This is a genomic window from Gordonia bronchialis DSM 43247 (genome assembly GCF_000024785.1).
GTDB classification, from domain to species: Bacteria; Actinomycetota; Actinomycetes; order Mycobacteriales; family Mycobacteriaceae; genus Gordonia; species Gordonia bronchialis.
In genome coordinates, this window is record NC_013441.1 from 1,751,718 (window position 1) to 1,765,391 (window position 13,674).

Genomic DNA, 13,674 nt, shown 5'->3' on the forward strand with positions numbered 1-13,674 from the left:
CCCTGGGAACCATGAGTGAATCCAAGCGCGTCCTGCTCGCCGAACCGCGGGGCTACTGCGCCGGGGTCGACCGGGCGGTGGAGACCGTGGAGCGGGCACTCGACAAGCACGGCGCACCGGTGTACGTCCGCAAGGAGATCGTGCACAACCGCCACGTGGTGGAGACCCTGAGCGATCGCGGGGCCGTGTTCGTCGGCGAGACCGACGAGGTCCCCGAGGGCGCCATCGTCGTGTTCTCCGCGCACGGGGTGTCCCCGGAGGTGCACCGGACCGCCGCCGCCCGCAGCCTCAAGACCATCGACGCGACGTGCCCGCTGGTCACCAAGGTGCACCAAGAGGCCAAGCGCTTCGCCCGCGACGACTACGACATCCTGCTCATCGGCCACGAAGGCCATGAAGAGGTGGAAGGCACCGCCGGTGAGGCGCCCGAGCACATCCAGCTCGTCGACGGCCCGGACAGTGTCGACAAGGTGTCGGTGCGTGACGAATCCAAGGTGATCTGGCTGTCCCAGACGACGTTGTCGGTCGACGAGACGATGGAAACCGTGAAGCGACTGCGCGAGAAGTTCCCCCAGCTCGCCGACCCGCCCAGCGACGACATCTGCTACGCCACCCAGAACCGTCAGGTCGCCGTGAAGGCGATGGCCCCGCACTGCGACCTCGTGATCGTCGTCGGGTCAACGAACTCGTCCAACTCGGTGCGCCTCGTGGAGGTCGCCGTGCAGAACGGCGCGAGCGCCGGTCACCTGGTCGACTACGCCCGCGAGATCGACCCGGCGTGGTTGGAAGGCGTGAACACCGTCGGCGTCACCTCCGGTGCCTCGGTACCCGAGGTCCTGGTCCGCGGCGTCCTGGACTACCTCGCCGAGCGCGGCTACGACTCGGTGGAGACGGTCAACACCGCCGAAGAGACCCTCACCTTCGCGTTGCCGCGCGAGCTGCGGCCGGCGCGGACCGCGCGCTGAGGTCTCAGCGGCCCCTCAGAAGTCGTCGGGGTCGAGACGCTTGACCCGGCGGTGCGGAAACGCCAGCGCGAGCACCGCGGCGATCACCACCGCGCACACGGCCACGCCCGCCAGCGCCACGTTGCGGGCGGTGTGATCGGGTGCGGGGTCCACCGTGGGCGCGGCGATCGGCGCGGACGCATTCGGATCTCGCCGCTGCGGCGGGAGGACCGCGGTGAGCGCGGCGACGGGATCGATGACGCCGTAGCCGATTTGCTGATCGTGTCCGGTGCCGGGCGCGTGCGCGGTGCGGATGATGCGGTCCATCACCTCGCGCGCCGACAGTTGCGGGTACCTGGCCCGGATGAGGGCTGCAGTGCCGGCCACATATGGGGTGGCAAAACTGGTGCCGGTCAACGGGATCGGCCCGGTCTCGGTCCGCTGGGCAGACACCAGCGATGATGATCCGCGCGCGCTGTCGAGGCTGATGATCTCGTTGCCGGGGGCCGCGACGCTCACCCACGGGCCGTTGAGGCTCGACGGCAACGGCGTCCCGGTCGACGCATCCACCGATCCGACGGCCAGGACGTAGGGGGCGAACCAGGCGGGAGATGCGATGGTGCTCACCGACTTCCAGCCGCTGGGATCGTCGGCTGCCGGCGGCTGATTCTGAGGCCGGCATGCGCCGTTGCTCTCGACGTTGCCCGCCGCGACCACGACCACCACGTTGCGGTCGTAGGCGTAGCGCACCGCGGCGCCGAGCGCGGGGTCGTTGAGTTTATCCGCGTCCGGCGCGCAGGCCACCTGGGAGATGTTGATGACGGTGGCACGCAGATCGACCGCCCGGACGATGGCGTGGGCCAGCGTGCGGACCGTCCCGAATCCTGAACCGACGTCGGGCTTTCGGCTCTCGCGCTTACGGTCGGCTGCCTCGTAGGCGCCGCTGGACTGACGGATCGCGATGATCGTCGACTCCGGCGCGATCCCGGCGAAGGCGTCCGAACTGCTCGGCCGTGCGGCGATGATCCCGGCCACGAGGGTGCCGTGGGCGTCGCAGTCGTCGAGACCGACACCGTCGGAGACATAGTCGCCACCGGGAATCACTCGTCCCAGTCTCGGGTGTGGTGTGACGCCGGTGTCGATGACGGCGATGCGCTGCCCGGCCCCGCGGCCGAAACGCCACAACTCATCGAAGTTCATCATCGCTTGCGCCGCACCGGGTTTGGCGTAGCTTCGGATCGACGTCGCGGTGGTGCAGTGGTGACTCTGCCGAGTCGGTTCGGGCGGTGCGACCGGAGCCGAGCGGATGAGTGCGCCCGTATCGATCCGCGGAGGGGTGACCGCGGCCGCCGGCGCGGCGCAGGTGAGCAGCACACCGGCGGTCACCATGACGGGAACCGCCCGGCGCCACCGCCCCCGCAGAACGGACACGGTCTAGATCTCCCGGACGATGCGGTAGAGATCGAGGATCCACAGCAACAACGGGACAATCGTTGTCACCAGCAGGTATTCGAGTATCTCGACCGCGCGGCGTATCACCGGCGAAAACTCCTGGGTGGGTGCGATGACCCCGAAGACCAGAGCGCCGCAGAGTACGAGGACAGCGAGTCCGAACCCGATGAGCGGCCAGTGATCGTCGCCGAAGGCAAGCCCGGTGATCAGCGTGATCAGGGTGAGCGCTCCGCCGATGATCAGCGTCGCCGCCTGGAAGAGATCGCTGTGCGACCGGCCGCGCAGACACAGCACCGCCCCGACGATCGCCGCGTAGGCGGTGGTCTTGGCGTCGAACCCGCCCAGCGGGGCCGCGGTGAGCACCGCGGCAACGACTGTGACGCAGGTGAATCCGACGACGATGCCGGTCAGATAGGAGTTGGCCACAAACGATCGACGCTCGAGTGCGTTTGCCTTGGGCAGGGCCATGGCACCGATCGCCCCGATGCCCTCGATCGTGGGTCGTGGTGCGACGTCTTCGATGTCGATGGCTGCGCCCGCGGTCGGTACCGGCGGGAGCGGCAACTTGGCCAGCACAATGGTGGCCCGAGGTGCCAATGCGATGACCAGCAGACCGGCGGCGGTGACCACGGCGGCCACGTCGGACACCGCAGCGTCGACGAGTATCAGTGCGCCACAACCGAGTACACCGCCGATAGCTGCGCTGGTGAGGGCACTGTGGGTGATGGGGCCGACCCCGGTGAGCCGGTACGAGACGATCGCGGCTAGCAATGTCAGCGCAAAGCCGAGGGTCACGTGCGGCGCGCCGAAGCCGCCAGGGGTGATCAGCATGCCGGCGACGAACACCGCCGGCATCGCGCACAGCGAGACGATGGTCGCCGACAGCGGATCACGGTAGTAGCGAGAGACGATGGTCGACGCGGTGATCAGCGCGAGAGCGAGCAGCCCGGCGAGACCGGCCACCCACAGGGTCTCGTCGGTGCGGCGGAATGCGGCCACGCCCGCCGAGGCCGCCACCGAGGCGAGCAGCGCGAGACCGTATCCCACGTAGCGGGCGGAGGTGGCCGACCAGTTGACGAACTGCGACTCGTTGAGTTTCGCGACCGCGTCGACGACGTCGTCGAAGAGCACGGGGGACTCGCCGGTGCGTGTCGAGGTGAGCAGCAGCAGGTCACCGTCGCGGATGCCGGACTCCGAGAGCGACCGGTTGAGGGGGAGCGGCTCCCGCCCGACGAGAGCCAGCGCCCACCGGTTCTGGCGGTCGTGACGACGTTCGGGGCCCGCTGGGTCGGCATCCGGATCGTCGGCGTCATGATGGGACGGGTTGCGCGATTCGATCTGGGCGACAAGGTCGCCCATCAGGCCGGCCAGCGGGATGGCGGCCGGCAGGGCGACGTCGAGCTGGGTGTTGCCGCCGAGTACGGACACGCGGACGAGCGCGGGTTCGATCGTCGGCTCACGACCGGTCTGCGTCGGTGTGCCGGCCGGTTGCCCGGACGGCGGCGCAAGTCTCGTGTCCACAGGTGTCATCGATGGAACCTCCCCCAATGCTTGAACCGCTAACATAACGAACCTCGGCCCGGTGCACCGCAGGAGATGCACAGACAGGGGGCCGCGAAGGGGGCGGGGGACTGCGATGGTGACGACCACCGAAGGGTTCGTTCGTCGTCCCCGCATCACGCCGCCCCGAACGCCCGGTGGTGAGGTCAACATCCAGGCCCCGCCCGACGTGCCGCGGGTGGTGCCGGGCAACCTGCTGATGAAACTCCTGCCGATCGTGATGATCGTGGCTGTCGTCGGCATGATTGCGCTGATGTTTGTCACCGGCGGACGCAACATTCTGTCCAATCCGCTGTTCATGATGTTCCCGCTGATGATGCTGATGTCGATGTTCGGCATGTTCGCCGCGGGCGGCCGGGGCGGCGGCAAGCGGGCTGGTGAGCTCAACGAGGAACGCAAGGACTACTTCCGCTACCTCGGGCAGATGCGTTCCGACGTGCTGGAGACCGTCGACAAGCAGCGAGCCGCGCTCACCTGGAGCCACCCCGACCCCGCCGCCCTGCCCGACGTCGTGGGCAGCCGACGGATGTGGGAACGCAGGCCCGGCGACACCGACTTCGCCCACGTGCGCGTGGGAGTGGGGTCGCAGCGTCTCGCGACACGACTGATGCCGCCGGAGACGGGACCGCTCGAGGACATCGAACCGGTGGCGATGGTCGCGCTGCGCCGGTTCGTGCGGACCCATTCGGTTGTACACCGGCTGCCGACCGCCATCTCCCTGCGCGGCTTCCCCGCGGTCAACATCGAAGGTGTCCGGCAGGAGACCCGCGAGCTGATCCGCGCCATGGTGCTCGAGCTGTGCACCTTCCACGGCCCCGATCACCTGCGGGTGGGCATCGTGACCGGCGACCCGGCCGGGGAGGCGTGGGACTGGGCCAAATGGTTGCCGCAGGTGGCCCATCCGAATCTGCGGGACGGCGTCGGGGCGGTCCGGATGATCTATCCGTCACTCGTCGATCTGGAGAACTCACTGGCCGCCGACCTTCTCGAGCGCGGCCGGTTCAGCCGTTCCGCCCCACCGGCCACCGGCCGTGCGCACCTGGTGGTCATCATCGACGACGGCTACGTCGCCGGTGACGAACGGTTGATCAACGATGCCGGGACCGAGGCCGTCACGATCCTCGATCTCACCGCCCCGCCGGACGGGCTCGCGGCCCGACGCGGCCTGCAACTCGTGGTACGCGGCGGTCGGGTGGCTGCGCGCAGCGCGTTCGGCGTCGAGGATTTCGCCGACATGGATTCAGTGACCGTGGAGGAGGCCGAGGCGGTCGCCCGACGCCTGGCCCGTTATCGGCTGTCCACAGCGGCCACCATGGCAAATCTGGAATCGGAGGCCACTCCCACCGATCCCGGTCTGCCCGCGCTACTCGGCATAGACGACGCAACGCAATTCGACCCGCACACCGCGTGGCGCGGACGGATCGGCCGTGACCGTCTACGCGTGCCGATCGGCTACACGCCGAGTGGCTCGACGGTGGAACTCGACATCAAGGAGAGCGCCCACGGCGGCATGGGGCCGCACGGATTATGCATCGGCGCAACGGGTTCGGGGAAGTCTGAGTTCCTGCGGACACTGGTGCTCGCGATGTTGGCGACGCATTCGCCCACCGAACTGAACCTGGTGCTGGTGGACTTCAAGGGTGGTGCGACCTTCCTCGGCCTCGAGTCGGCCCCGCACGTCGCGGCCATCATCACCAATCTCGAGCAGGAACTCGCGATGGTCGACCGGATGAAGGACGCCCTGTCCGGGGAGATGAACCGTCGTCAGGAGATCCTGCGCGCCGCAGGCAATTACGCCAATGTCGCCGACTATGAGCGGGCCCGCGCGTCCGGGGTGCGGCTCGAGCCGCTGCCCGCGCTGTTCATCGTCGTCGACGAGTTCTCCGAACTGCTCTCGCAGAAACCCGATTTCGCCGAACTGTTCGTCGCCATCGGCCGTCTCGGACGCTCGCTGCACATCCATCTGCTCCTCGCCTCGCAGCGTCTGGAGGAAGGCAAACTGCGCGGCCTGGATTCTCACCTGTCCTATCGCATCGGTCTGAAAACGTTCTCGGCCAACGAATCCCGCACAGTTCTCGGTGTTCCCGACGCCTACCACCTGCCCAGCGTCCCCGGGTCGGCCTATTTGAAGTGTGATTCTGCGGAACCGTTGCGGTTCAACACCTCCTACGTCTCGGGTCCGTACGAGCCGCCGGTTTCCGCGCACACCGACCACGAGGACAGCCCGTCGGCGGTGCCGCAGGGCCACCTCAAGGTCTTCACCGCGCTGCCCGTACCGCTCGACGAGGGCGTGGCGTCGGCGTCGCTCCTCGATCGCGCGGCCAGCCTGCTCGACGAGGAACCGCCCGGTGCGCCGGACCCCGAGAACCCGGGTGTGCCGTCGGCGATGACGACGCCGACGTTGCTGGAGACCATCGTCGGGCGCATCGCCGGCGCCGGTCCGGCCGCGCACGAGGTGTGGCTGCCGCCGCTCGACACCTCGCCGACCGTCGACGAACTCCTCGGTACGCGCGCCTGGACCCGGCCCGCGGCGCCGGGGACGCTGCGGCTGCCGGTGGGTGTGGTGGACCGCCCCTACGAACAACGCCGCGATCTGCATGTCCTCGACGTGTCCGGTGCGGCCGGCAACATCGCCGTCGTCGGCGGGCCCCAGTCGGGCAAATCCACCACGCTGCGCACCATCATCATGGCGGCGGCGGCGTCGCACACACCCGAACAGGTGCAGTTCTACTGCTTGGATTTCGGCGGCGGCAGCCTGACCGGCCTCGCCGGTCTGCCGCATGTGGGCTCGGTGGCCACGCGTGGGGACATGGACGCCGTGCGGCGCACCGTCGCCGAGGTGGCCGCGATCGTCCGTGCCCGCGAGACGACGTTCGCCCGGCTCGGTATCGACTCCATGCGGGACTACCGCGCGCGTCGTGCCGCCTGGTTCGAGTCCGGCACGACGACCGCCGACGATCCGCTCGCCGCAGACCGTTTCGGTGACGTCTTCCTCGTCTTCGACGGAATCGCGGTGCTGCGCAACGAATTCGAGTCGCTCGAAGAGCAGATCAACGTGATCGTCTCGCAGGGGTTGTCCTACGGTGTGCACATCATCGTGTCGGCATCGCGGTGGGCGGAGGTCCGGCCGGCGATGCGCGATCTGATCGGTAGCCGACTCGAGCTGCGGCTCGGGGACGCCATGGACTCCGAGATGGGCAGGCGCGCAGCGTCGTTGGTGCCGCAGAACCGCCCCGGACGTGGATTGACCGCGCAGGAACTGCACATGCTGATCGCCCTGCCGCGGCTCGACGGTGTGCCATCACCGGAATCGCTGCCGGCGGGTGTGGCGCAGGCGGTGGAAAAGCTGAGCACGGCCTACGCCGGACGGGAGGCGATGGCGGTTCGCAAACTGGGTACCGAGATCAGTGCCGCGACCGTGGGGCAGGCGCTCGCGCAGGCCGGAATCCAGCTGCGCCCCAACCAGGTTGCCATCGGCGTCGGGGAACTGGAACTCGCCCCGGTGATTCTCGATTTCACCACCGGACCGCATTTCATGGCCTTCGCCGACGTCGAGCACGGCAAGACCAATCTGCTGCGGACCATCGTCACCGGTCTGGTCGCGGGCGCGACCCCCGACGAGGTGCGAATCGTGTTCGTCGACTATCGGCGCACGATGCTGGGGATCATCGACGGCGATCACCTTGCCGGATACGCGAGTTCGGCGCAGCGGGCCACCCCGATGATGCAGCAGCTCGCGACCTACCTGTCCGAGCGGGTGCCGCCGGAGGACCTGACCGTGCAGCAACTGCGCGAACGCAACTGGTATGAGGGACCCGACGTCTACGTGGTGATCGACGACTACGACATGGTCGCCACCGCGTCGGGCAATCCGCTCCTGCCGCTGGTCGAACTGGCCTCGCACGCTCGCGACATCGGGTTGCACATCGTGCTGGCCCGCCGATCTGGTGGTCTGGGCCGTGCGCTCTTCGATCCGCTGATCTCGCGTCTCAAGGATCTCTCGTCGGATGTGCTGCTGATGAGTGGTGACCGCGACGAGGGTTACATCATGGGACGCGCTCGGATGCAGAACCTGATTCCCGGCCGCGGCGAGATCGTTTCGCGCACAAGGCCGCAGGAGATGATCCAGGTCGCCTACCTTGCCCCGGACGAGTGACCCGATGGCCCGCACCGTGTATCACCCCGATCGTCCGGCCGTCGTGGACCTCGCCTACGGCGGCTTGACGTCGTCGACGGTTCCGGGCGCAGTGCTCACCGATGTCACCGCGCTGCTCGAGGCTGTCGACTCACCGACGATCCCCTCCGGAGGCGGACGGATGTACACCCGCCACGCGTGGCGCGGCGTCTTCGAACGCCTCGGGCTCACCGTGCATCCGGGACGGTTGACCAGTGGGCTGGTCGTCGGTCACCCCAGCACGTGGGGGCCGCGCCGTGCGTCGGTGCTCGCCGAGGTCGGTGGGCGGCCGGGCGTAGTGTCGCTGGTACCCCGGGCGGTGCTCATCGCGCGCAGTCACAGCGACGTCACCATGAGCAGATGCGCGGTGGTCGAGACCACCCGCGTACCCCGCCGGCCCCGGGACCCGACGGATCGGACCCCGGATCGCTGGAGCGTGCAGATCATGCGCCGGGCCGCCGACGGGTGGCGTGTCGAACGCAGCACGGTGCTGGCGGCCGATGACGACGCCGACACCGTGGTGAAGGCCATTGACGACTCGGTGGAAGCAGTCTTCGTCGACGGAGCCGACCGCGCCGGGATCCGTCGGGCGGTCGATCTCGTCAGCCAGCATGCGGTGGCCGGTCGCGTGGTGCGCGTCGACCGCAGACTCATCCTCCGATACGGATGGCGGGTCGGTGAGACGTCGTCGGATGTGTTCACCACCACCGCATCCGAGGAGTCGTCGGCGTGGCCGGAGAGCGCGAAACCACGTCGTAGCAGGATCGTGTGGACGGCGGTCGCGGCCGTGGTCGCAGTGGCCATCGCGGTCACCGCAGTCGTGATCGGTGTCGTCGGGAAGCGCGACGATCCCGTCCCGGCCAGCGAACAGGTGGCCGTCGGCCGCACCACGCTGACCGTGCCGGGGCAGTGGCGTCGATCCGAGCAGGCGACCCCATCTGGTGCCTCCGCCGATCCGGGCACCACGCGCACGGTGTTCGTCGACCCCGACGACGGACGTCGCCTCATCCTGGTTCAGACGCGGGTGCGGGACGATTCGACGCAGGCGTCGGTGGCCGCGAGTCTGCGCAACCGGCTCGGTCAGCGCGGCGACGACGTGGTGACCGAGTTCTCGCCGTCGACCCGCTTCGCCGGACGCGACGTGATCAGCTACCGCGAGGCCCCGGCGTCCGGCAGCGCCATCCGCTGGTACGTGCTGGTCGATCATGCGCTGCAGGTGTCGATCGGTTGCCAACCCGGCACGGGTGCCGAACCCGTGGATGTCGAGTGTGAGCAGGCCGTGCGGACTGCCGGGATCGCGCCGGGGTGATCCCGAGGTCCGCGTTTTGACCCTGACCTGGGCACTCCCGTACTCTGGATCGCTGGTGCGTGGCACCTGCTCACCTCGTGTGGGCGGGTCACCGCAGTCCCGGGTCCCCGCTGGTCGCCGGAAGCAACTGCGCCATCGTTCCTGACCAGTAGCAACGACAACCAAGAGTTGAGGACAACTGTGCCCACCTACACCCCGAAGGCCGGTGACATCACGCGTACGTGGCATGTCATCGACGCCACCGACGTGGTGCTCGGCCGCCTCGCCGTGCAGAGCGCGAACCTGCTCCGCGGCAAGCACAAGCCGACCTACGCCCCGCACATGGACGGCGGCGACTTCGTCATCATCATCAACGCCGAGAAGGTCGCGCTGACCAGCAACAAGGCCGACCGCAAGCTGAACTACACCCACTCGGGGCATCCCGGTGGGCTCAAGTCCCGGACCACCGCCGAGCTGCTCGAATCCCATCCCGAGCGGGTCGTCGAGAAGGCGATCAAGGGCATGCTGCCGTCCAACAAGCTCGGCCGCGCCGTCGCGTCGAAGCTGAAGGTCTACGCCGGCCCCAATCATCCGCACGAGGCCCAGCGGCCCGTCCCCTTCGAGATCAAGCAGGTGGCCCAGTGAGCAACGAGAACATCAGCGACGAGGCCGTCGAGGCCGCCGTGGAGAACGCTGCCGAGGCTCAGGCCGACGCCGGTGAAGACACCGCCGCAGCCGAGACCGCCGTCGAGCAGGCCGTGGAGGCCGTCGAGTCCGTCGAAGCCGCTTCCGACGACTACGACACCACCGCTGTCGCCGCCGAGCCCGCCGTCGATCGTGGCCCGGTTGTCATCGACCGCCCGATCCAGACCGTCGGCCGCCGCAAGGAGGCCGTGGTCCGCGTGCGTCTGGTGCCCGGCTCCGGCCAGTTCACCCTCAACGGTGCGCGTTCGCTGGAGGAGTACTTCCCCAACAAGGTGCACCAGCAGCTGATCAAGGCGCCGCTGGTGACCGTCGAGCGCGTCGAGTCCTTCGACATCCACGCCAAGCTCGTCGGCGGCGGCCCCTCGGGCCAGGCCGGCGCGCTGCGTCTCGCGATCGCGCGTGCCCTCATCGAGGTCACCCCGGAGGATCGTCCGGCACTGAAGAAGGCCGGCTTCCTCACTCGCGACCCGCGTGCGGTGGAGCGCAAGAAGTACGGCCTGAAGAAGGCCCGCAAGGCGTCGCAGTACTCCAAGCGCTGATCTTGGCACGCCTTTTCGGAACCGACGGCGTCCGAGGCCTGGCCAACGCGGAGCTCACACCCGAGCTCGCGTTGCGCCTGGCCTCGGCCGCCGCGGTCGTTTTCGAGGAAGATTTCGCCGACTCGGGCGCGCGTCCGCGCGCGGTGGTCGGTCGTGATCCCCGCGCCTCCGGCGAAATGCTCGAGGCCGCCGTGTGCGCCGGACTGGCCGCGACGGGCGTCGACGCCATCCGCGTCGGAGTGGTGCCCACCCCTGCGGTCGCCTTTCTGACCGCCGACTACGGCGCCGACTTCGGGGTGATGATCTCCGCGTCGCACAATCCCATGCCCGACAACGGCATCAAGTTCTTCTCCGGCGGCGGGCACAAACTCGACGACGCCGTCGAGGACCGCATCGAGGCCGCGATGGACGACGACTTCGATCGTCCCATCGGTGCGGCCGTCGGCCGTATCGTCGACGCCCCCGACGCGGGTGACCGGTACAGCCGACACCTCGCCGCGGCGATCGATCACCGGCTCGACGGTCTGACCCTGGTGGTCGACTGTGCGCACGGCGCGGCCTACAAGCTGGGCCCCGAGGTGTATGAGGCGGCGGGCGCCGAGGTCATTGCGATCCACGCCGAACCCGACGGCCTCAACATCAACGACGACTGCGGTTCCACCCACATGGGCAAACTGCAGGCGGCGGTGCTCGAGCACGGCGCCGACCTCGGTCTGGCACATGACGGCGACGCCGACCGGTGCCTGGCGGTGGACTCCACCGGTCAGCTCGTCGACGGCGACGCCATCATGGCGATCCTGGCGACTTCCTTGAAGGAACGAGATCGCTTGCGCGACAATGTTCTGGTCACCACGGTGATGAGCAACCTGGGTCTGCACATCGCGATGCGTGAGGCCGGTGTCGAGTGCAAGACCACGGCGGTCGGGGATCGCTATGTGCTGGAGGAACTTCGGCGCGGCAGCTATTCGCTCGGTGGCGAGCAGTCCGGGCACGTCGTGGTGCCCGACTTCGGGACCACCGGAGACGGCATCCTGACTGGTCTGATGCTGATGGAGCGGATGGCTTCCACCGGCCGTCGGCTCGCCGATCTCGCCGCCATCCTGACGGTGCTTCCGCAGGAACTCATCAATGTTCGCGTGGCCGACAAACATGCTGTGGCGCAGTCACAGTCGGTCAAGGAGGCGGTAGTGGCCGCCGAGGGCGAACTCGGCGACACCGGCCGCGTGCTGCTCCGACCTTCGGGCACCGAACAGCTCGTGCGGGTGATGGTCGAAGCGGCCAGCGCGCAGGATGCGCACCGGATCGCCGGCCGTATCGCCGACGTCGTGCGGGCGGCCGGAGCGTGAGTACGCCCGCAGCGGTCCTGTTCGACTTCTCCGGCACGCTGTTCCGGTTCGAGGCCCGCGATGACTGGTTCGACGGCCTGCACGACGAGCACGGAAGTCCGCTGCACGTGGACACCCAGGCCGAGCTGATCCGGCGCATGACCCAGCCCGTCGGCGTCCCGGACGCGGTGGTCGGCGACGACCGGATCGCGTGGGAGAACCGGGATCTCGATCCCGCCCAGCACCGTCGTGCCTACCTCGCGATGCCGCGCGAATCCGGACTCACAGTGCCCGAACATGCTGCGTCGCTGTACGAACGGGTGCTCGACGCGAACTCGTGGGAACCCTTCGCCGACACCGTCGAGGTGCTGACCCGGCTGCACGAGGCCGGTGTGCCCGTCGGGGTGGTCAGCAACATCGCCTTCGATCTGCGCACCGTGTTGCGCCGCCACGGTGTCGAGAACCTGGTGGGGGCCTACGCGCTGTCCTTCGAAGTCGGTGCCATCAAACCGGATCCGGCGATCTTCCACGCGGCCCTCGACGCTCTCGGGGTGGCTCCCGGGGCGGCACTCATGGTGGGTGACAGCGACATCGCCGACGGTGGGGCCGTCGAACTCGGCTGCGCCTTCGAACTTGTCCACGACGTTCCCGTCGTGCAGAGGCCCACGGCCCTCCTCGATGCCGTGCGCCGGCACGGCATCGCCATCTGAGCTGCCGCCCCCGTTCGGCTGGTTGAGCCGGCACGGCGAGCGACAGCGAGCCGCGCCGCGTCGAAACCACTGGCAACTGACCACGTCGGCGCCCCCATGTGTGCTCCTGGTGGTTGCGGACATGGTTGTCTCGCTTGTTGTTTCGACACGCGGCGGACTCGCAGGGTGGGGGCACGGCTCAACCAGCTGGGGGCGTGTCTCAACCAGCAGGGGTGTTCAGAAGTTGCCCTTGGCCGCCCAGCCGCCGTCCACCGGGTAGATCTCGCCGGTCAGGAAGTCGCCCTCGCGCATGAGGTAGGCGACCATCGACGCGATCTCCGATGGCTTACCGAGGCGACGGACGATGTGTGCGTTGGCATTTGCCTGACGCATCTCCTCGGTGATGTCGGCCAGGATCGGGGTGTCGATAGTGCCCGGAGCGATGGCGTTGATCAGGACGTTGTGCGGACCGTACTCGTAGGCGGCCTGTTTGGTGAGGCCCACCACGCCGCCCTTGGCGGCCGAATACGACGCCAGGTTCGGCAGTCCGCGCAGCGCGGCCATCGACGAGATGTTGACGATGCGTCCGCCACCGCCCTCGATCATGTTGGGGATCACCGCGCGCATACCGAGCCACACACCTTTGAGGTCGGTGCCGATCACGGTGTCCCAGGCCTCCTCGGTCAGTCCGACGACGGAGTCCTCGCTGATCATGTTGACCACACCGGCGATGTTGGCGAGACAGTCAACGCGGCCGTGCCGATCGATGACGTCGGCGACGGTGGACGCCCAGTCGTCGGCGACACGGACATCGAGGCGTACGGCCTCTGCCGAGTGGCCGGCCTCGGTGATCTCCTTGATGGTGACGTCGCAGTCCTGCAGGTCGGCGGCGATGACGTGGGCGCCGTCGGCGGCCAGGCGGATGGCGGTGGACTGGCCGATGCCCTGATGGGCGCCGGTGACGATCGCGATCTTTCCATTGAGTGACATGAGATTCG

The 13,674-nt window shown here is 68.5% G+C and carries 10 protein-coding genes; 7 read left to right on the forward strand and 3 right to left on the reverse strand.

Features of this window, described 5'->3' with window-relative positions:
* Nucleotides 1-11 precede the first annotated feature (11 nt).
* On the forward strand, nt 12-965 hold the full coding sequence (locus tag GBRO_RS08265; RefSeq protein ID WP_012833517.1) for a 4-hydroxy-3-methylbut-2-enyl diphosphate reductase: 954 nt from the start codon (nt 12-14) through the stop codon (nt 963-965).
* 15 nt (nt 966-980) lie between these two features.
* Here the strand turns inward: GBRO_RS08265 and mycP are convergent, their stop codons facing one another.
* A complete protein-coding gene (gene mycP, locus GBRO_RS08270; protein WP_012833518.1) occupies nt 981-2,333 on the reverse strand; it encodes a type VII secretion-associated serine protease mycosin in 1,353 nt (450 codons plus the stop codon).
* Between the two features lie 45 nt (nt 2,334-2,378).
* Entirely contained in the window at nt 2,379-3,926 is a 1,548-nt protein-coding gene (eccD, locus tag GBRO_RS08275; protein WP_012833519.1) for a type VII secretion integral membrane protein EccD, read from the reverse strand.
* 106 nt (nt 3,927-4,032) lie between these two features.
* Here eccD and GBRO_RS08280 point away from each other — a divergent pair, with 106 nt between their 5' ends.
* The 6 genes from GBRO_RS08280 (at nt 4,033) to GBRO_RS08305 (ending at nt 12,697) form a co-directional block, all read left to right on the forward strand.
* Nucleotides 4,033-8,112 carry a type VII secretion protein EccC gene (locus tag GBRO_RS08280; protein ID WP_012833520.1) on the forward strand — a complete coding sequence of 1,360 codons (4,080 nt, stop codon included), beginning with the start codon at nt 4,033-4,035 and terminating at the stop codon, nt 8,110-8,112.
* A 4-nt stretch (nt 8,113-8,116) separates the two neighbouring features.
* Nucleotides 8,117-9,439, forward strand: coding sequence for a type VII secretion-associated protein (locus GBRO_RS08285; RefSeq protein WP_012833521.1), 1,323 nt, complete (start codon nt 8,117-8,119; stop codon nt 9,437-9,439).
* Nucleotides 9,440-9,619: 180 nt separating this feature from the next.
* Nucleotides 9,620-10,063 (forward strand): 50S ribosomal protein L13, encoded by a 444-nt coding sequence (rplM, locus tag GBRO_RS08290; protein WP_012833522.1) that lies wholly within the window; start codon nt 9,620-9,622, stop codon nt 10,061-10,063.
* A complete protein-coding gene (gene rpsI / locus GBRO_RS08295) occupies nt 10,060-10,662 on the forward strand; it encodes a 30S ribosomal protein S9 (RefSeq protein ID WP_041919806.1) in 603 nt (200 codons plus the stop codon). Before rplM ends, rpsI begins: the two co-directional genes overlap by 4 nt.
* Before the next feature lie 2 nt (nt 10,663-10,664).
* Nucleotides 10,665-12,008 carry a phosphoglucosamine mutase gene (gene glmM / locus GBRO_RS08300; RefSeq protein WP_012833524.1) on the forward strand — a complete coding sequence of 448 codons (1,344 nt, stop codon included), beginning with the start codon at nt 10,665-10,667 and terminating at the stop codon, nt 12,006-12,008.
* Complete coding sequence (locus GBRO_RS08305) at nt 12,005-12,697, forward strand: HAD family hydrolase (protein ID WP_012833525.1); 693 nt, start codon at nt 12,005-12,007, stop codon at nt 12,695-12,697. The genes glmM and GBRO_RS08305 overlap by 4 nt, the downstream gene beginning before the upstream one ends.
* 216 nt (nt 12,698-12,913) lie before the next feature.
* On the opposite strand, the gene GBRO_RS08310 is transcribed toward GBRO_RS08305, so the two are convergent.
* Nucleotides 12,914-13,666, reverse strand: a complete 753-nt coding sequence (locus GBRO_RS08310; protein WP_012833526.1) for an SDR family NAD(P)-dependent oxidoreductase — start codon at nt 13,664-13,666, stop codon at nt 12,914-12,916.
* Between the last annotated feature and the right edge of the window lie 8 nt (nt 13,667-13,674).

Bases quoted from the DNA above. Each gene is read 5' to 3' on its own strand.
- GBRO_RS08280 (WP_012833520.1), top strand. From the start codon at position 4,033: ATGGTGACGACCACCGAAGGGTTCGTTCGTCGTCCCCGCATCACGCCG.
- GBRO_RS08265 (WP_012833517.1), top strand. From the start codon at position 12: ATGAGTGAATCCAAGCGCGTCCTGCTCGCCGAACCGCGGGGCTACTGC.
- GBRO_RS08285 (WP_012833521.1), top strand. From the start codon at position 8,117: ATGGCCCGCACCGTGTATCACCCCGATCGTCCGGCCGTCGTGGACCTC.
- mycP (WP_012833518.1), bottom strand. From the start codon at position 2,333: ATGGTGACCGCCGGTGTGCTGCTCACCTGCGCCGCGCCGGCGGCCGCG.
- eccD (WP_012833519.1), bottom strand. From the start codon at position 3,926: ATGACACCTGTGGACACGAGACTTGCGCCGCCGTCCGGGCAACCGGCC.
- GBRO_RS08310 (WP_012833526.1), bottom strand. From the start codon at position 13,666: ATGTCACTCAATGGAAAGATCGCGATCGTCACCGGCGCCCATCAGGGC.